General features: G+C 45.0%; 20 protein-coding genes. 17 read left to right on the plus strand and 3 right to left on the minus strand.

All coding sequences use genetic code 11. From position 1 onward, the window contains the following. Positions 1 to 143 precede the first annotated feature (143 nt). Positions 144 to 494: a hypothetical protein gene (locus tag LRM45_RS03175; protein ID WP_243826728.1), complete on the plus strand. Its 351-nt coding sequence runs from the start codon at positions 144 to 146 to the stop codon at positions 492 to 494. Here the strand turns inward: LRM45_RS03175 and LRM45_RS03180 are convergent. Further along, a complete protein-coding gene (locus tag LRM45_RS03180; RefSeq protein ID WP_243826729.1) occupies positions 491 to 880 on the minus strand; it encodes a hypothetical protein in 390 nt (129 codons plus the stop codon). The genes LRM45_RS03175 and LRM45_RS03180 overlap by 4 nt on opposite strands. A 328-nt stretch (positions 881 to 1208) precedes the next feature. Between LRM45_RS03180 and LRM45_RS03185 the strand changes: the two genes are divergently transcribed. The 8 genes from LRM45_RS03185 to LRM45_RS03220 all read left to right on the plus strand — a co-directional run bounded on the left by LRM45_RS03185 (position 1209) and on the right by LRM45_RS03220 (position 8549). Next, positions 1209 to 1637, plus strand: coding sequence for a hypothetical protein (locus tag LRM45_RS03185; protein WP_243826730.1), 429 nt, complete (start codon positions 1209 to 1211; stop codon positions 1635 to 1637). A gap of 50 nt (positions 1638 to 1687) precedes the next feature. Then, a complete protein-coding gene (locus tag LRM45_RS03190) occupies positions 1688 to 1834 on the plus strand; it encodes a plasmid mobilization protein (protein WP_243826731.1) in 147 nt (48 codons plus the stop codon). Positions 1835 to 2072: 238 nt separating this feature from the next. Next, entirely contained in the window at positions 2073 to 2450 is a 378-nt protein-coding gene (locus tag LRM45_RS03195; RefSeq protein ID WP_243826732.1) for a hypothetical protein, read from the plus strand. A gap of 296 nt (positions 2451 to 2746) precedes the next feature. After that, a complete protein-coding gene (locus tag LRM45_RS03200) occupies positions 2747 to 3613 on the plus strand; it encodes a tyrosine-type recombinase/integrase (RefSeq protein WP_243826733.1) in 867 nt (288 codons plus the stop codon). Between the two features lie 227 nt (positions 3614 to 3840). Next, on the plus strand, positions 3841 to 6354 hold the full coding sequence (gene pheT, locus LRM45_RS03205; RefSeq protein ID WP_243826734.1) for a phenylalanine--tRNA ligase subunit beta: 2514 nt from the start codon (positions 3841 to 3843) through the stop codon (positions 6352 to 6354). Between the two features lie 58 nt (positions 6355 to 6412). Continuing rightward, entirely contained in the window at positions 6413 to 7090 is a 678-nt protein-coding gene (locus LRM45_RS03210) for an FKBP-type peptidyl-prolyl cis-trans isomerase (protein ID WP_243826735.1), read from the plus strand. Beyond that, entirely contained in the window at positions 7083 to 8015 is a 933-nt protein-coding gene (locus tag LRM45_RS03215; RefSeq protein ID WP_243803729.1) for an NAD(P)/FAD-dependent oxidoreductase, read from the plus strand. The genes LRM45_RS03210 and LRM45_RS03215 overlap by 8 nt, the downstream gene beginning before the upstream one ends. Positions 8016 to 8018: 3 nt before the next feature. Continuing rightward, complete coding sequence (locus LRM45_RS03220; RefSeq protein ID WP_243826736.1) at positions 8019 to 8549, plus strand: inorganic diphosphatase; 531 nt, start codon at positions 8019 to 8021, stop codon at positions 8547 to 8549. Positions 8550 to 8591: 42 nt separating this feature from the next. On the opposite strand, the gene LRM45_RS03225 is transcribed toward LRM45_RS03220, so the two are convergent. Beyond that, positions 8592 to 10109, minus strand: a complete 1518-nt coding sequence (locus tag LRM45_RS03225) for a RelA/SpoT family protein (RefSeq protein ID WP_129744816.1) — start codon at positions 10107 to 10109, stop codon at positions 8592 to 8594. A gap of 70 nt (positions 10110 to 10179) precedes the next feature. Between LRM45_RS03225 and gap the strand changes: the two genes are divergently transcribed. The 8 genes from gap (at position 10180) to LRM45_RS03265 (ending at position 16899) form a co-directional block, all read left to right on the plus strand. Then, complete coding sequence (gene gap, locus LRM45_RS03230; RefSeq protein ID WP_243826737.1) at positions 10180 to 11202, plus strand: type I glyceraldehyde-3-phosphate dehydrogenase; 1023 nt, start codon at positions 10180 to 10182, stop codon at positions 11200 to 11202. A gap of 17 nt (positions 11203 to 11219) precedes the next feature. Continuing rightward, entirely contained in the window at positions 11220 to 11672 is a 453-nt protein-coding gene (locus LRM45_RS03235) for an RpiB/LacA/LacB family sugar-phosphate isomerase (RefSeq protein ID WP_129631214.1), read from the plus strand. Beyond that, positions 11669 to 12319 carry a ribulose-phosphate 3-epimerase gene (locus LRM45_RS03240; protein WP_243826738.1) on the plus strand — a complete coding sequence of 217 codons (651 nt, stop codon included), beginning with the start codon at positions 11669 to 11671 and terminating at the stop codon, positions 12317 to 12319. The genes LRM45_RS03235 and LRM45_RS03240 overlap by 4 nt, the downstream gene beginning before the upstream one ends. After that, a complete protein-coding gene (locus LRM45_RS03245; RefSeq protein WP_243826739.1) occupies positions 12319 to 13155 on the plus strand; it encodes a transketolase in 837 nt (278 codons plus the stop codon). The genes LRM45_RS03240 and LRM45_RS03245 overlap by 1 nt, the downstream gene beginning before the upstream one ends. After that, positions 13152 to 14114 (plus strand): transketolase family protein, encoded by a 963-nt coding sequence (locus LRM45_RS03250; protein ID WP_243826740.1) that lies wholly within the window; start codon positions 13152 to 13154, stop codon positions 14112 to 14114. The genes LRM45_RS03245 and LRM45_RS03250 overlap by 4 nt, the downstream gene beginning before the upstream one ends. A 432-nt stretch (positions 14115 to 14546) precedes the next feature. Further along, entirely contained in the window at positions 14547 to 15458 is a 912-nt protein-coding gene (locus LRM45_RS03255) for a class II fructose-bisphosphate aldolase (protein ID WP_243826741.1), read from the plus strand. Then, on the plus strand, positions 15458 to 16420 hold the full coding sequence (locus tag LRM45_RS03260) for a carbohydrate kinase family protein (protein ID WP_129744505.1): 963 nt from the start codon (positions 15458 to 15460) through the stop codon (positions 16418 to 16420). The genes LRM45_RS03255 and LRM45_RS03260 overlap by 1 nt, the downstream gene beginning before the upstream one ends. Next, positions 16420 to 16899 (plus strand): hypothetical protein, encoded by a 480-nt coding sequence (locus LRM45_RS03265; protein WP_243826742.1) that lies wholly within the window; start codon positions 16420 to 16422, stop codon positions 16897 to 16899. Before LRM45_RS03260 ends, LRM45_RS03265 begins: the two co-directional genes overlap by 1 nt. On the opposite strand, the gene LRM45_RS03270 is transcribed toward LRM45_RS03265, so the two are convergent. Continuing rightward, the gene (locus LRM45_RS03270) at positions 16900 to 17571 is read right to left on the minus strand and encodes an LOG family protein (RefSeq protein WP_243826743.1); all 672 of its coding nucleotides are present in this window, start codon (positions 17569 to 17571) and stop codon (positions 16900 to 16902) included. Between the last annotated feature and the right edge of the window lie 16 nt (positions 17572 to 17587).

The raw sequence follows: 17587 nt of genomic DNA on the forward strand, positions 1-17587 counted from the left end.
CCTCCTGATTATAAATGTACAGATTAGGAGATATTGACGTTATTTGCCGTAGAAAATATAGCGATATTCTTTATAGAGTCGAATAATGATTCGTTTTAGCGTCAATAGCATATTTATATTATAGTATAGTCCTACCACGACACTTGTCTCCAGCAGCTCGCGGCGACCGCAGCACGTCAGAGGTCGACACCGGCATGAAGTGGATTGATGGCCGCACAATCTATCAGAAGACATTTTCAATGGGCGGCTTAAAAGCCGCTGGTAAGACAGTCGTACCTCACGGCATAAATAATCTTGACATGGTTATTAATATTCGCGGCATTGCAAAGGAATACAGTATTGGCGCGACAATTAACCTGCCACACGCCGCTGACCAGCAAGCTTATACGGTGACAGTTTACGCCGATAATAGCAATATCAATATCCAAACATACGCAGATCAATCCGGTTATAAGACCTCATTCGTGACAATTCAGTATATTAAGAAGTCTTAGACAACGCCAATTGCCACCCACGAAACCCCATGCCAGGCACCGCCAAATATTCCAGTAGTCGAAGCGTTGAGTGTCGTGCCGGTATTTGTTACAGCGCCAGATTCAATATTCAAACCACTACCGATGACTTGATTAAATTCGCTGATGCTGGTAGCTTTACTGCCAGTTTTATAGCCAATTAAGGTCGGCGACATTGAGAAGACTTGTTTGAACTGCTTTGGAAATACGACAGGGATTGGCTGTCTTTTTGTATTGTTGCCCCAGAACTGCACCCAGCCAGCCTGCACTAAGATATTACCCGAAACACTCTGGCTGGTACCGTCAGCACTGAACGCTAACAGAGATGGCGAGTTGAGATGTCGTGGTAGGACTATACCGTGTAACATTGTGAGTTTTCCACAGGGTTGATAGATGTGATGAAAAATATTGAAAAATCTCTGACTTTTTTCATAAAAAGTGTTGACATACGGCAACACGTTTGCTATACTTAAGACATGGTTGAGGGGCAACCAAGCAACAATTAACAATTCGGCGGCAAAAGAAAGTAGGTATAAAAATGTTCAAATCAACCTTTCAGTTTTTCAGAATTAAAATCACTGTAAAATTGGAGATTGTAAATAAACGAAAAATCAAAACTAGAAAATAAAACCTAGAAAACACAAACACTAAAAATAAACAGCCCCTCAACCGCCGCCGCCAAGAAAGGATAAGAAAATGGCAACATTTACAGGGTGGTACTACACGGGCGACCAACCAACACAAGAATTCACTTTTGAAGCAGATAAGAGCTTGAGGGGTGATATAGAAGAACTTGAGACGGTTATGAGGAGAGAGATGCGTAAACGATTCAGCAGAAGTACAGCGGAGAACGCTACAATCGAGAACATCAGCATCGAATTGGATGAAGAGGCTATGCTAGAGAATATCATTGAGACGGTGAAGGAGCTAGATAGATATGAGGATTATGAAGCGGTAGTAGATAACGGTACTATATTCTTTTACAATGACGACGAGCTGGCAGAGGTGTTTAATGCTGGAGAGGCGCTCAGAAACGCAGTAGAGCAGATTGAATCGAGTGGTAACGATGAAGCTGAAATTCGCTACGACGGATTGAAATATTTTAACGTCAGTGCTATTTATTAAATATTAACAGAGCCCTGCCCGAGGCATCGTATCGGGCAGAAAGGTATAGTGTGAAAACTAAACATATACACATAAAAGTTTCAGAGAGCGATCACGAGATGATCGTCAAGCGTGCCGCCGAGTTGAATATGACAGTTAGCGAATATATACGACGGCTGGTCGTTACTGACGTTGCCGTTGCGGAATCTAATAAATAGTGATAAACTGCAAACGCATGGTTTGAACATCCATGTACCTATTCCGCCCTCTGAAAATGGGGGCGTTTTTGTTGACAAGATGAAGCAGATTTGCTACAATCGACGGTGAACGTACAGGATTTTCAGCCCGCCCAGATGTAAATCAGGGTGGGCTGTCTGTATCTGGCCTCAAAAAATTGTTATCAATTTTAGAGGCTATTTTTGTTTGTCAAGAGCAGAATGGCGTTTTGAGGGTAAAATGGGGAATATAACCATAGACGAGCGACGAATTCAGAAAATGCAGCAGAGATTGGGTAAGGCGACAAAGCTAATCACTGACGACAACTATTTGCCGATGTTCAGGAATCGCCAGATCAACTACGCAAAAGAGTTTGATTATTCGATTAAGCTGGCAAAGCGTAAACGAAACCCACGTAAATATTTTGCGTTTATTTGGTCGAGTGCAAATCTGGCAAAGACGGTAGATTGGCTGCGCAAATTGATTGCTCAGGCGAAAGCCAAGGCGGCAGAGGAGCGCCATAAGCAGAAAATGCAAGAGCAGGCATCCTTATCGATCAGTATTGACGGATTAAATAAGTTAGCGCAGATGAAGCGCAGCTACAACTTGATAACGTAGCAATCACTGCCAACATTTTGACGTCGCTCGCGTAGCGGCTTGTTTGCGTTTGCCTGTATGCAAATATTATGCAATAATCCTAGATATATGCGAGTATTTGGGAGTTTTGTGTAATGGAAGCGGCCGTTTGGCCGTATTTTTTATTCAAATTAACGCAAATCCGCCCGCCGCCACCCATTTTTGATAACAGAATTATCAGAAAATTAAATGTGAGGGTTCTATATACAATTGAGCTTTTAGAGGTTCAATATAAACATTCTATATAGAACTGGTTTTTTAAGTGGAGTTAAAATATCATGACGAAAAATACAATTATGCCAATCGAGCGAGCTTTTGACGAATATCTGGAGTACTGCGAGTTTACACGCCGGATGAGCCGCCAAACATTGAGTGCTAAGCGGTGGGTGATGCGAGATTTTAGAACTAGCGTGCCAGCCAGCAGTCTGAGCGAAATTACGACGCAGCAGGTGAACGACTGGATTACAGAGCAGGCACGGCGAGGTCTGAATAGCCGCACTATCAATACGCGGATTTGCCATGTGATAGCGATGTTTCGATATTTCAGGGATATGGGCGTAGAGATGCCTGAGCTGAAAATCCGCCATATCGTTAAGCAAAAGGAGACCGAGCCAATCCGCCGAGTTTTCTACACGAGGGAGCAAATCGAGCAGGTGTTGGGATATTGCAATCAGATTCAGTGGTTGTTAGTTAAATTGTCGTTTGACTGTGGCTTGCGAATCACTGAGCTAAGGAACTTAAGGCTAATGAATATCAGCGACAGGATGATTGTATTTACTGGCAAGGGTGGCAAACGGCGGGAGGTACATATGAGTCGAGAAGCTCGCGAAAGATTGACGCAGTGGATCGTTAGTCAGCGTATTGATGATTATTTGTGGCAGAAGTCAAGCGGCACACTGCTCAGCGTCGAGGAGCTGCGGCATTTAATGCGTCAGCCGTTCTATCTGGCTGGATTTCGCAATTTTCACCCGCACGCTTTGCGGCACTCGTTCGCTACAGACATTCAGCGAAACGGGGCGACACTTATGGAGTCACAGGAGATGCTCGGTCATTCAAACGCGGTGATTACGCAGCGATATTTGCATGGACTGGACGGCCAGATGGCAGCGTGCTTTGAAAGATTAAAATTTAGCGCAACATCATAACAACAGAGGTAATGGTGCGGACTTTTCCACAGTTTTCGTATCATTTTTGCCAATTTTATAACGCAAGCGTATTGACAGAACGCTTGCGTTTTGCTATACTGAAGACAGTTCAGATGAGCGGCGACCGCCGCCATCAACGGCCTTTAACATCACTGGAAAAAACAAGATTCATGGTTGAGCAGTTTGCTATATCATGTAATATTTTTCAGTGATATAATTATATCAGTATGAAAGTTAGCTTAAATCTTATAAAACAATTGATTAATTTTGAGTTGCCGCCAGTTGATGAGTTGGTGTCGCGTGTCAATCAGCAGCTTGGTGGTGTCGAGGAAGTGATTGACCTGAAAGCCAAATATGGTGGCGCGCGCGTTGTGCGAGTTGTTGAGTGTGAAAAGCATCCGAATGCGGATCGTTTGAGCGTGACTAAAATTGACGATGGTGGCGTAGCGGACGTTCCAAGGGATGACGATGGTTACGTGCAAGTGGTTTGTGGTGCGCCTAATGTTCATGCTGATATGTGGGCAATTTGGTTGCCACCAAAAAGCACCGTCCCAGCAAGTTTTGATGACGCCGAGCCGTTCGTGCTGGATGCGCGACCGCTGCGTGGAATCTTAAGCCAGGGCATGCTGGCGGCGGCTGACGAGTTGGCGATTGGTACGGATCACGAGGGAATTATTGAGATCAATGAGCGTGATATTCCGGCGGGCGTCACGCTTCAGGCTGGCGCAAGTTTTGCGAAAGTGTTTGGGCTGGACGATTACGTGCTGGAAATTGAGAATAAGATGTTTACACACAGGCCGGATTGTTTTGGGCAACTCGGCGTGGCGCGCGAAATTGCTGGTATTTTTCATCAACGATTTACCAGCCCTGATTGGTATAATGCTATTCAAGAATTCGCAGATAGCGATGGCTTAGAGCTTGAAGTGTTTAATGAAGCCAATGAGCTTGCGCCCGCATTCTCTGTGATTGCTATAAAAAATGTAGATATTCATCCAAGCCCGTTGTGGTTGCAATGTCAATTAGTCGCAATGGGCGGAAAGCCAATTAACAATATTGTTGACGCGACAAATTACGTGATGTTCATGACGGCACAGCCGACTCACGCTTATGATTATGACAAATTGCGCGGGCATAAACTTGGCGTGCGAATGGCGCACGATGGCGAGAAAGTCGGTTTGCTTAATGGCAAGGAATATGAATTGACGTCTGACGATATTGTTATCGCTGACGGCGAAGGTGTGATTGGGCTAGCTGGAATTATGGGCGGCGTTGATACGGAAGTTTCGGCTGAAACGAAGAATATTGTCCTTGAATGTGCCAATTTTGACATGTACGCGCTACGTCGCACGGCTATGCGTCACGGAATTTTCACCGACGCCCTGACTAGGTTTAATAAGGGGCAATCGCCAGCACAAATTGACCCTGTCTTAAAATGGTTAATTGGTATGGTTGGTGGTGAGCAAGCTAGTCCTATGCTATTTAAGAATCATTCTTCATTGCGACAAGTGCTGGTCGATGGTAAGCACTGGCACGGTGGATTGTTGATTCCTAAAAGGTTTGTCGAAGAACGTCTGGGTGTTGACTTTGCCGAGAATGAGATGGAGGCACTACTAAAGAATGTTGAATTTATCGTTGACGATGGTAATAAATATGGCGAAGCTGGCGTGATGGTTTACAGTCCATTTTGGCGAACAGATATTGAGCTTCCTGAGGATATTGTTGAGGAAGTTGGGCGATTATATGGCTTTGATAGATTGCCGCGTCATTTGCCAGAGCGAAGTATTAAGCCTGCACCGAAGAATGAGCGTCGTGAATTGAAACAGAGAATTCGCCAAAGTTTGTCGCGAGCTGGAGCGAACGAAGTTTTGACGTATAGTTTCGTTCATGAGCGAGTTTTGAAAAATTCCGACCAAGATCCTGGTCGTGCGTATCGCTTGAGTAATGCGCTTAGCCCGGACTTGCAATATTACCGAATTAGCATTTTGCCGAGTTTGCTGGATAAAGTTCACGCCAATGTAAAATCTGGACATGACGAATTTATACTGTTTGAAATTGGCAAAATTCACGATAAGAAATTAGGATTTAACGATGAGAATTTGCCAATTGAAAAGACTTTCATTGACGGGGTTTATGCGAATAAAAAGCCTCAAGCTGGCGCACCGTTTTACAAGGTGAGGAAAATTGCTGAAAGGTTGATGAAAGATTTGAGTGTTGAGGTTGATTTTATGAAGATTACGGAATCTGACAGCGACGTCCCAGCGCCATTTGATGCGAAACGCAGCGCTTGGATTGTGGCGAAGAACGGCGACAATTTGGGAATTGTTGGCGAGCTAGCTCCGTCTGCTCGACGCAACTTCAAATTGCCAGATTACACGGCAGCGTTTTCTATTGATATTGAAAAATTGCAGGAAAATCTGAGTAAAAATCAGGGCTATAATTACCAGCCGTTAAGCCGATTCCCGTCGACCGCCAGAGATATTTCATTGAAAATGGATTCGAATGTTGATTATGTGAAGGTTTATGCTTGCGCTGAAGAAGTTGCGAAAAAACACGGTGAGTTACAAATTAGCATAACGCCGATTGCGATATATCAGCCAAAAAATGACGATTCGACAAAAACTGTAACTTTGAATGTAAAATTTACGAGCGCTGAGCGGACGCTGGAAGATAGGGACATTGCGCCGATTATTGAGGAGATTGCCGCGATGGCTGCGGAAGAATTCGACGCCGCTCAGGTTTAATGTGATTTGTTGCGCTTGATAAAAATTGCTATAATTGAAAGGTAAATAAAGGAGGAATATGGCAACTACAAAAGGCCAGAGAATAGGTATTTGGGTTATTGCCGGCATGATGTTTTTAGGGACAGTTGGCGGATTTGTCGCTATGATGGTGGCACCTGGAAATGAAGCCAAAGACCAAGCCGCGCTTAAGAAAGCCCAGGATGAATACACCAAGGCTACTGACGAGCGAAAAAAGAAAGTAGAGGCTCAGGCTAATGAATTGAGCCAAAAATATTACGGCAAGTTTTCTGAGTTTAGCTCACGAGTTGGTGCGTTTGAAGCCGGTGACGTGAAAGAGCTTGTTAAGGAAGATTTGGTCGAGGGCGAAGGCGCTGAGGTTAAGGATGACACCAAGTTGGCTGTTTATTACATTGGCTGGAATGCTAAGGGTGAGATTTTCGATCAATCAATCACCGACGGTAAGTTGAAAGCCCCGCTCAATATGGATGGCCCGGCAAATACTGCAGTCATTCAGGGTTGGAAAGAGGGTTTGATTGGTATGAAAATTGGCGGCGTGCGCGAACTAACAATTCCAGCCGACAAGGCTTACGGCGACAAAGCTCAGGGTGATAAAATTCCTGCAAATTCTCCACTTAAGTTCGTGGTGATGGCTATTGAAAAGCCAGCTGATATTCCAGAGCCGGAAATGCCAGAAGTGATGAAGCAATATTATCGATCGCGAGGTTTCAATGTCTAAAGATGTTATTATTGTTGGCGCTGGTCCAAGCGCGTTAACGGCGGCAATTTACTTGTCGCGCGAAGATGTCGACACGACATTATATGAACGTGGCGTGGTCGGCGGAATGGCGGCGATTACTGATCAAATTGACAATTATCCTGGTTTTGCTGAGGGTGTGACTGGAATGAAATTGGCGTCTGAATTGCAACAACAGGCGGAGCGATTTGGTGCGAAGATTGAATATGGCGACGTGACGGAATTGAAGCAAGTTGATGGCGAGTTGGAGCTGACAATTGACGGTCAATCTGTCCGCGCAAAGTCGGTGTTATTGGCGACTGGCTCGAATCATCGCAAATTAGGCGTTCCGGGCGAAGACGAATTATATGGTCGAGGCGTGCATTACTGTGCGACTTGTGACGGCGCGTTTTATCGCGATAAAAATCTAATCGTTGTCGGTGGCGGAAACTCAGCGGTGCAAGAGGCGATATTTTTGACGCGATACGCTAGTCATATTGATCTGTTGGTTCGCAGTAAATTACGCGCCAGTGACATTTTGCAAAAAGATTTGCAGAAGTATGTCGATGATGGAAAAATTACCGTTCACATCGGTGCAACGACTGATGAAATTATTGTCAAAGACGATAAGTTTTACGGCGTTAAATCGACTCAAAACGGCGAGCAGAAAGAATTTACCGCTGATGGGTTATTCGTATTTATCGGGCTAATTCCGAACACGCAATTCCTGACAAACTCGGACGTTGAGTTGGATTTGGGCGGACACATCATTACTGACGAACATCTGCACACTAATATTCCTGGCGTTTTTGCTTCTGGCGATGTACGCTCGGGGGCAACTATGCAAATCGCTTCGGCGGTTGGTGAAGGTGCGGTGGCAGCGCTGCAGATTCGTGAATATTTACAAGAAAAGGCCAGAGAGGAGTAAAAAATGGCAGATTTTAATCAAATTTTAACACCTGGTGATGTCGAAAACGGCATCGTAAATGTAGTTGTTGAGATTCCACAGGGATCAAGTCATAAAATTGAGTGGAATCGTGAGCTTGCAGTGATGCGGTTGGACCGTGTTGAGCCAGCTATTTTTGCAAAGCCAACAAACTACGGTTTCATTCCACAAACTTTGGACGAGGACGGCGATGAATTGGATGCGCTAATTATTACCGACGAACCATTGACTACTGGCATTTTTATGGAGGCAAAGGTTATTGGCGTATTGGAGTTCGTTGACGACAATGAAGTCGACGACAAGGTTATCGTTGTGCCAGCCGATGACCGAAACACTGGCAACGCAATCAACTCACTAGAAGATCTACCTTCACAATTGTTGAAACAAATTGAACACCATTTCAATCACTACAAGGATTTGAAGAAGCCTGGTTCAACAGTAGTCAAGGGATTCGGCGACGTAGAAAGGGCAAAGCAAATTATCCGCGAGTCAATTACTCGTTGGAACGAAAAATAAATCACGTTTGATTATTGATTAAAACCGAGAGACTGGCGAGCGTTACTTGTGTCGGAAGAACGAGGAAACGCCGCCAGTTAATTGTTGTAAGATGCCGTTTGAGCGGGACAATTGCAAGCGCAATTTATCTTTGGCGTGTGGTGTAATTATGACGTCCCGCCAATCTGGTTTTGGACGAGCGGATTTGCTTGTTAAGACTTCAATTGTATCGCCGTGCTGTAATTTGTAATTAAACGGCTTCATTACGCCGTTGATCTTAAATCCGCTTGCGCGCGCCGCGATATCGGAGTGAATTCGGTAGGCATAATCCAAGGGAAATGCTCCGCGAGGCAAATCATAAATGTCGCCCTTTGGTGAGTACACGAAAATCCTGTCAGAAAACAACTTCATTCGGAATTTGTTGGAGTCGAACCGTTTTCCTTCGCTAATTAAAGCGGCGGCTTCTTGAAGTTCGCGAATCCACGACAAATCGGCTGGCATAGTTCCGATTTTTCCTTTTTTATAGGCGTCGGTCAATTTTTGCTCATTATAATGGAAACTAGCCGCTAATCCACGCTCAGCGTATTCGTGCATTTCTTTGGTTCGAATCTGGAATTCAACAATTTGCCCACTTGGCGTTTGTACGGTTGTGTGAAGACTTTGATAGCCATTTGGCTTTGGATTGGCAACGTAATCTTTTATTCTTTCATACATCGGCTGATACATATCATGTAAAATCCCCAGAACCAAATATCCAGTTGATAAATCATCAACAATTATCCTTAGGGCAATCAAATCATAAATCTTATCAATATCACCAACTTTGTCCAATTTCTTAAATAGACTATAAACGCTCTTAACGCGCCCGTCCATCTGAAAAACTAGCTTTTCTGCCTTCAGTCGCGCTTCAACTTCGCGGCGAACGTGATCCAATTTTCGTTGCGATTTTTTCAGTCGACTGTCCATCAAATTTTTGGTTTCTTGAAAAGCTTTCGGCATCAAATATCTAAAGCTCAGCTCCTCCAATTGAACACGAACTCGTCCCATATTTAAGCGGTCAGCCAGTGGCGCAAAAACTTCAATCGTCTCTCTGGCAATTTTTTTCTGCTTTTCTGGTGTCATAAATTGCAAGGTTCGCATATTATGTAGGCGGTCGGCTAGCTTGATAATTATCACGCGCACATCTTCGCCCACGGCAATCATTAACTTGGTCAAATTGTCCTTCGTGTGTGGTAAATAACTATCCAAATTTCGCATCCCGGCGCGAGCTTGTGAAACTTTAGTTACGCCATCTACCAGAAACGCCACATCGCGCCCAAACAAACTCTCCAAATCGTCCAAAGTTGCGTCGGTATCTTCAACGGTGTCGTGCAGAACTCCCGCCACGACTGTATCAATATCCATGCCCCATTCAATTAGAATTCCCGCCACCGCCAATGGGTGATTAATGTAGGGTTCGCCACTTTTGCGCTTTTGTCCAGCGTGCTTTTCCGTGGCGTAATCGATTGCGCTCGCTAAAACTAATACTGGCACTTCGTCGTATTTTTGTTCAGCGATTGACAATAACTCTTCGCGCGTCATATTTATATTATACAACTTTGTAGTATAATTAAGAAAAGCTAAAGCGAAAATATCTAACAGGGAGGGCGATATGGCTGTAACGAGAATAGCAATTAACGGCTTCGGGCGAATCGGACGCAATGCGTTTAAGATTGCGAACGAGCGAAGCGACTTGGAAATTGTTGCGATCAATGATTTGACTGACACGAAAACTTTGGCGTATTTGTTGAAGCATGATAGCAATTACGGCGAGTACGGACGTCAGGTTGATTTTACGGAAAACGAGCTGATTATTGAGGGCAAGTCGGTTAAGGTGCTGGCTGAGAAAGATCCAGAAAATCTGCCGTGGCGAGATTTAGGAATTGATGTGGTGATTGAATCAACAGGATTTTTCACCGATAAAGATGGCGCGGGCAAGCACTTAACGGCTGGCGCAAAGCGTGTGGTTATCAGTGGTCCGACGAAGTCTGAGGGAGTTGATACGATTGTTTTGGGAACTAACGATGACAAGGTAAAAAATGCGACGCCAATCGTGTCTAATGCTAGCTGTACGACCAATTCTTTGGGCGCGGTTATGGCGATTTTGGACGCGGAGTTTGGTGTTGAAAAGTCAATGTTAACGACGGTGCATAGTTATACGGCTAGCCAAAAACTTCAGGACGCGCCATCCAAGGATCTTAGAGAAGGTCGCAACGCCGCCGAAAACATTGTCCCGACTACGACTGGCGCCGCAATTGCTGTGACTAAAACCTTACCGCAATTAACTGGAAAATTTGATGGACTTAGCGTGCGTGTACCGACTCCAGTGGTGTCGCTTAGTGATGTGACGGCGCTTCTCAGGAAAGATGTGACTGTTGAGCAGGTAAATGACGCGTTCAAAAAAGCCGCCCAGAGTAATTTCTATCAAGGCATTTTGGGTGTTTCTGAGGAGCCTTTGGTAAGCCGCGACTTCATTGGTAATTCATATTCTGGAATTGTCGATCTTCCGTTGACGAAGGTAGTTGGCGGTAACCTGATCAAGGTTATGGTCTGGTATGACAATGAGTGGGGCTATTCTAATCGCTTGGTCGAGCTGGTAGCAGACGTCGGATATTATTTGCAGAATAAAGCATAACCATTATAATAAGAAGTATGAAGATTTATCTAGGTTCCGATCATCGCGGTTTTATGTTGAAGGAAAAAGTTTTTGCCTATTTGGTTAAGAACGGCTATGACGTTCAAGACGTCGGCGGTGTAGAATTAAATCCTGATGACGATTTTCCGCAATTCGCGCAGGCGGCGGCGTTGAAGGTCATTGGTGATGATAGCAAAGATCCGCGTGCGATATTAATTTGTGGCGGCGGTCAAGGAATGTGTATGGCGGCCAACCGATTCAAAGGAATTCGCGCCAGCGTGATTTGGGATGCTTTCGAGGCAAAAATGACACGCCAAGATAACGATTCAAATGTTTTATGTTTGCCAGCGCGAGTTTTGGAAGACAACGAATCGGCGTGGAAGGGAATTGTGGAAACATGGCTGAACACTCCTTACGCGAATGCTCCGCGATTTAATAGGCGTAATGCGCAGTTGGATGAATTGTCATGAGTAATTCTGTAATCGCACCGGCAATTTTGGCAGAAAATGCCGAACAATACAAAGAGCAGGTTGATAAAATAACTGGGCTTGTTGAGCGTGTGCATATTGATATTTCTGATGGCGAATTTGCTCCGACATTGACGGTTGGAATTCCAGAATTATGGGCGCCAGAGGGTTGGATGATTGATATTCACGCAATGGTCAATGATGTTGCTGAGTATGTTCCGAAGTTGATTGCTTTAAGGCCGCATATGATTATTGTTCACGCAGAGGCGACGGGGGATGTGAAGACTGCGCTTATGCAGATTCGTCAAGCTGGAATTATGGCGGGATTAGCGCTACTAAAGCCGACGGTTCCGCGAACGATTGAGGAATTGATAAAAATAGCAGATCATGTGATGATTTTTAGCGGTGAGCTGGGGCGATTTGGCGGCACTGCTAGTCTTATGCAACTAGAAAAAATACGACTTATTAAAGCTATTAATCCAAATGTAGAAATCGGTTGGGACGGTGGAGTGGCGGTAGATAATGCGTACAGTTTGGTTCAGGGCGGTGTCAACGTTCTGAACGTTGGCGGCGTTATTCAGAAATCGTCAGATCCGCGCGCCATTTTCTCCAGATTGCAGCAGGAGATTAATAAAACGAGCGTGCTTTAATGAATGTCGACCAAATAGTGAAATTGAAGAAAATATCGCAACAATTACGAAAGTCTGTTATTTGCGAATTATCTGAGGCTGGTTCGGGGCATTCGGCTGGGTGTTTGGGTTTTGCTGACGTTATGGCGGTTTTGTATTTTCATGCCATGCGACTAGATCCTGAGAATCCTAATTGGGAAGATCGGGACATTTTCGTAATGAGCAATGGTCATTATGCGCCACTTTTATATGCCACGCTGGCGGAGCGAGGATTTTTCGATAAAAAAGAGTTGGCTAATTTGCGAAAATTTGGCTCCAAACTTCAAGGTCATCCAGAACGTGGCAGTTTACCGGGAATTGAAACAACTAGCGGTCCTCTGGGTTGCGGTCTAAGTCAGGCGGCCGGCATGGCGTATTCATTGCAATATTTGGGTGGCAATTCTGAGCGATTCGTTTACTGCAGTTTGGGCGATGGCGAGCTTGACGAAGGGAATATTTGGGAAGCGGCGATGTTTACGAAAAAATATAATCTGTCGAATTTAATTGCGATTGTTGATAGAAATAATATTCAGATTGGTGGTGATACGGAAAAGGTGATGCCGCTAGGTGATTTGGCGGACAAATGGCGAAGTTTTGGCTGGGATGCGCAGGAAATTGACGGGCATGATCATTTGGCGATAATTCAGGCGATTGATAAGGCAAAGAATTCTCGGCAGCCGAGCGTGATAATTGCGCATACAATTCCTGGTCGTGGCGTTGATTTTATGGAATATGATTACCGTTGGCATGGAAAATCTCCAAACGCCGAGGAAGCGGAGCGGGCGCTTGCTCAATTGAGTGAAGGAGGTGGCGAATGAGTTTCTTAATGGAGAATTGGCAGAATTTGGAGCTTGCGGCAATTCGCGTTGGTTTTGGCGAAGGCTTGGTTGATATTGCTAAGAAAAATAATTTGGTGGTGGCGCTGAGCGCGGATTTGATGGAAAGCGTTGGCTTTGGCAAGTTTTATGAGGAAATCGGGAAGCCGCGGGCAATTGAAGTTGGTGTGGCGGAGCAGAATTTGGTTACCGTGGCGTCTGGATTGGCGGCTATGGGAAATATTCCGTTTGCGGCCAGTTATGCGGCGTTTAGTCCGGGTCGCAATTGGGAGCAGATTCGAACGACTATTTGTCTGAACAATCAGCCAGTTAAGCTGATAGGCTCTCATGCTGGGCTAAACGTTGGTCCGGACGGTGCGACGCATCAAATGTTGGAAGATATTGCGCTGATGCGAAGTTTGCCTAATATGGTGGTTTTGGCGCCAGGCGACGCTAATGAAGCCAAGCTAATGGCGGCGGCAATGGCTGGAGATAAACGCCCAAATTACGTAAGATTGCCAAGAGAAAAAACACCGTTATTTCTGAATCAATCTACTTTTGAGATTGGAAAAAGCTATACGTTGAGGCGCGGCAAAGATGTTGCCTTGTTTGGAACTGGCGTGATGACTTATCAGTTGCTGTTGGCGGCGGAAAAGCTCGCGAATGAATATGACATTCAGGCGGAAGTGATTCATTTTCCGACGATTAAGCCGCTGGATGAGGATGCTGTGCTTGACGCGGCTCAAAAATGCCAAGCCGTCATTACGGCGGAAGAGGGGCAGATTGCTGGTGGATTTGGTTCGAGTGTGGCAGAAGTTCTTAGTGAGAATTTGCCTGTGAAGATGAAGCGAATTGGCGTTAATGACGCATTTGGAGAGTCGGGCAAGATGTCTGAATTGTGGCAAAAGCACGGTTTGGACGTCGATTCAATTGTTCGTAGTGTTGTCAATTTTCTCCAGTGAAAAACCCGCCAGGAGCTACTGCCAAGATCTAATTAAAGACCTCAAAGCAAGTAGTCCTGACGGGTATGTGATTATCTACGATGATGTTTCATACCATAGATAATCGAGAGGAGTGAGATACTCCCCAGCGCAAATGCCACTCCCTCGAGCGGTCCATAGACCGCTAGTAGACAGATAAGTGCTGCCCACCATGCTGCACAGAGTAGCACGATAATAGCCAAGAACGATACGCCTGCAAAATATGCCGCGCGTACGATAGGACTCATAGCCCCTCCTTTCGGGGAATGCTCAAAGCTAAAGGGCGACTTCCGCCCTTAGACAAAGCCTCGAGCGAGAGCCATTTTATGTTACCACCAAAATAACATAATGTCAATTCTCTTGGCATAGCGGGCGGTAATTGATATAATTACCATAAGTATTTTAGGGGGCAGTATGGGATTATCGATTTCAGAGATTCGGAAAAACACGACGCGGGCGCGTCATTTAATGCAACGGACACGGGCGCAGCGTTTTGCGGTTGGGGCATTTAATATTGACAATCAAGAGACGTTGATTGCGGTGGCACGCGCGGCGCAAAAACTCCAATCGCCAGTGTTGGTTGAGGTTTCTGACGCCGAAGTGAAGGCTATGGGCCTAGAGAACGTTCGCGATTTGGTGGACAATTATAAGGCTGAGTACGGAATTGAAATGTATTTGAATTTGGACCACGGTCCGACGGTTGAGGGTTGTAAGCGAGCGATTGACGCTGGATATGAGTTTATCCATATTGATATTTCTCAGGCGAATCACGATGCTTCGGATGAGGAGATTATTGCGAAGACTCGTGAAGTTGTTGAATATGCCAAGTTTACTGGTGCGCTAGTGGAATCTGAGCCGCATTATTTTGGCGGAAGTTCAAATGTTCATACGGAAGATATAAATTATGAGGAGATAAAAAAGACTTTCTCTACGCCAGAGGGTGCGCGTGCGTTTGTTGAGGCGACTGGAATTGATACTTTTGCGGCGGCGATTGGCAATTTGCACGGCAAATATCCAGTTCCGAAAGTGTTAGATTTGGACTTGTTGGCTAACATTCGTGAGGCGATTCATTGTCAGATTTCGTTGCACGGTGGGTCTGGCACGCCACTGCATTATTTTGAGGATGCTGCGAAAATTGGCGTTTCTAAAATCAATATCAATTCTGATATGCGCTACGCTTTCCGAACAACCCTGGAGAAAACTTTGCGAGAAAATCCAAATGAGTACGCCATTGTTAAATTAATGCCTCCAGTTTATGCGGCTGTACAGGAAGTGGTGGAGTCGAAGATTAAGGCGTTTAATTCCGTCAGGAAGGCGGTGGTTTAATGGCAAAAATTATCACCGTTGGTGCGGCGATTCAAGATGTGTTTTTAAGTCAATCGGACGCACTGACACCAGTTTGTGAGAGTCCAGAACACTGTTTTGCGCGACTGGATTTGGGGGCAAAGGCTGACGTAAACCAGATTCATTTTTCAACTGGCGGTGGCGCTACAAACGCTGCGGTAACGTTTTCCAGGCAAGGTCATTATGCTAGTTTTATGGGAGCAATCGGTCATGATCCAGCGGGGCAAGCGGTAATTGCAGATTTGGATAAGGAAAATATTGACACGCATTTGGTGAGGTATTCGCCAAAATATAGCACGGGATATTCGGTGTTACTATTGGCTTCAAATGGCGAGCGAACAATATTGACATACCGCGGCGCTTCGACGCATTATCATGAGGCGGATTTTGATTTGTCTGAAGAGGATGCGGATTGGCTATACGTTTCAACTTTGGCGGGAAATATGCCGATGCTTCACAAATTATTCCAACAAGCCAAGCATCGCGATATGAAAATCTGTTTTAATCCTGGAAAGAAAGAGCTTGCACAAAAAGATAAATTGCTGGGACTATTGTCTGATGTCGATGTTTTGACGCTTAATAAAGAGGAAATGCAGCAATTGGTGTCTGGCGAGGATTTAGAAGCCTTGGTTAGAAGAGGCTTGAGATTAGTTCCGGTCGTTTTGGTGACGGACGGAGTAAACGGCTCAATTGCAAGCGACGGAAAAACCATCGTGCGAGCGCTAATGTACGACGACAGGCCGTCAATTGACAGAACTGGCGCTGGAGATGCGTTTGCGTCGGGATTTTTGAGCGAATGGGCGCGAAGTGGCAATTTGAAAAACTCTGTGATTATGGGCAGCGCGAATGCTAGTTCGGTGGTTATGAAAATTGGAGCAAAGGCTGGAATTTTATATGCTGGCACAGTACTTCATGCTATGCCAATTCAAGAAAGGGAATTATAATGGCGCAAAATTTGGGAAAATTGTTGGGCGGTGACGCGAAAAAGCGTCGAGCATTAACCGAGCTCAGGCAGATGACTAGAGATGATAGTGATGTGCGATTGATCGCGGAGATATTGGCTAGGGCGCACTCGATTATTCGATCTCTAGGCCTAGATCCGTCAAACGCTACGGCGGAAGAAATCTATCAATCACTAATGGCTATTGCGCCTAAGGTGGACAAATGGGCGCCGTTTAAGGCTTCTGAGTGGGTGCTTTTGGATGTTGATGGGCAAGTGATTTCGTTTAATCCAATTGACGTTATAAATAACTATCACTGCCAGTTACCTCTGGGAAAGCAGCAAACAACGTATGGCAAGCGAGGCCTAGGATTTGAGATTACGCGCCGATATAAAAACCACCCGCGCACATATAATCCAGCTGTGGAGCGAGTGGTTTGCCAGGGCGGAATTTGTTGGATTGAGCCGAAAACTAAGAAATAGCTATCGGTCGCAACAAGTTCGCTGATTCCTAATTAGCTCAACTACTTCCGTAATGTCTTCGGTGATTGTGTAGGTTTTTTCATCGCCGTCAGAAATTAGCTTATTTGGAAGCATATTTTCGCAAACAAAATCATCCCATTTACCCCAGAATTTTTTATCAAACAGGATAATTGGTACTGGCGTCATTTTCTTAGTTTGCGTCAATGTGATAATCTCACAAATTTCATCCATCGTACCGAATCCGCCAGGAAAGCAAACGTACGCGTCAGCCAGAAGCGTCATAACGATTTTTCGTGGTGCGAAGTGAGTGAATGCGAACGAATCTGTCGTATAGTTGTTTAGAGATTGTTCGTGTGGCAAGCGAATGTTGAATCCAACTGATTTTCCGCCAGCTTCCATAGCGCCGCGGTTTGCTGCTTCCATAATTCCGCCACCGCCGCCAGTGATGATTGTGTAGCCTTCTTTAGCTAATTGAAATGCTAAGTCTTTAGCTTTTTGGTAATATTCGTTATCTTCAGTTATCCTGGCTGATCCAAAAAAAGTCACGGTTTTATGATATTTTTGGAGAATTTCATAGCCAGCATGAATTTCATCATCGACTTTTCCTAATCTGAACATAGCAGCCTGAAGCTGTAATTCGCGCGGAATACAAACATTTTTCGGTGTCATCATTATCCTTTTTATTTTA

This window comes from Candidatus Nanosynbacter sp. TM7-057 (assembly GCF_022828295.1).
Taxonomy (GTDB): Bacteria; Patescibacteriota; Saccharimonadia; order Saccharimonadales; family Saccharimonadaceae; genus Nanosynbacter.

What these genes read in the sequence shown, in the direction of transcription:
- LRM45_RS03180 (WP_243826729.1), bottom strand. Translation starts at nt 880, where the DNA reads ATGTTACACGGTATAGTCCTACCACGACATCTCAACTCGCCATCTCTG.
- LRM45_RS03185 (WP_243826730.1), top strand. Translation starts at nt 1,209, where the DNA reads ATGGCAACATTTACAGGGTGGTACTACACGGGCGACCAACCAACACAA.
- LRM45_RS03195 (WP_243826732.1), top strand. Translation starts at nt 2,073, where the DNA reads ATGGGGAATATAACCATAGACGAGCGACGAATTCAGAAAATGCAGCAG.
- LRM45_RS03200 (WP_243826733.1), top strand. Translation starts at nt 2,747, where the DNA reads ATGACGAAAAATACAATTATGCCAATCGAGCGAGCTTTTGACGAATAT.
- pheT (WP_243826734.1), top strand. Translation starts at nt 3,841, where the DNA reads ATGAAAGTTAGCTTAAATCTTATAAAACAATTGATTAATTTTGAGTTG.
- LRM45_RS03210 (WP_243826735.1), top strand. Translation starts at nt 6,413, where the DNA reads ATGGCAACTACAAAAGGCCAGAGAATAGGTATTTGGGTTATTGCCGGC.
- LRM45_RS03215 (WP_243803729.1), top strand. Translation starts at nt 7,083, where the DNA reads ATGTCTAAAGATGTTATTATTGTTGGCGCTGGTCCAAGCGCGTTAACG.
- LRM45_RS03220 (WP_243826736.1), top strand. Translation starts at nt 8,019, where the DNA reads ATGGCAGATTTTAATCAAATTTTAACACCTGGTGATGTCGAAAACGGC.
- LRM45_RS03225 (WP_129744816.1), bottom strand. Translation starts at nt 10,109, where the DNA reads ATGACGCGCGAAGAGTTATTGTCAATCGCTGAACAAAAATACGACGAA.
- gap (WP_243826737.1), top strand. Translation starts at nt 10,180, where the DNA reads ATGGCTGTAACGAGAATAGCAATTAACGGCTTCGGGCGAATCGGACGC.
- LRM45_RS03235 (WP_129631214.1), top strand. Translation starts at nt 11,220, where the DNA reads ATGAAGATTTATCTAGGTTCCGATCATCGCGGTTTTATGTTGAAGGAA.
- LRM45_RS03240 (WP_243826738.1), top strand. Translation starts at nt 11,669, where the DNA reads ATGAGTAATTCTGTAATCGCACCGGCAATTTTGGCAGAAAATGCCGAA.
- LRM45_RS03245 (WP_243826739.1), top strand. Translation starts at nt 12,319, where the DNA reads ATGAATGTCGACCAAATAGTGAAATTGAAGAAAATATCGCAACAATTA.
- LRM45_RS03250 (WP_243826740.1), top strand. Translation starts at nt 13,152, where the DNA reads ATGAGTTTCTTAATGGAGAATTGGCAGAATTTGGAGCTTGCGGCAATT.
- LRM45_RS03255 (WP_243826741.1), top strand. Translation starts at nt 14,547, where the DNA reads ATGGGATTATCGATTTCAGAGATTCGGAAAAACACGACGCGGGCGCGT.
- LRM45_RS03260 (WP_129744505.1), top strand. Translation starts at nt 15,458, where the DNA reads ATGGCAAAAATTATCACCGTTGGTGCGGCGATTCAAGATGTGTTTTTA.
- LRM45_RS03265 (WP_243826742.1), top strand. Translation starts at nt 16,420, where the DNA reads ATGGCGCAAAATTTGGGAAAATTGTTGGGCGGTGACGCGAAAAAGCGT.
- LRM45_RS03270 (WP_243826743.1), bottom strand. Translation starts at nt 17,571, where the DNA reads ATGATGACACCGAAAAATGTTTGTATTCCGCGCGAATTACAGCTTCAG.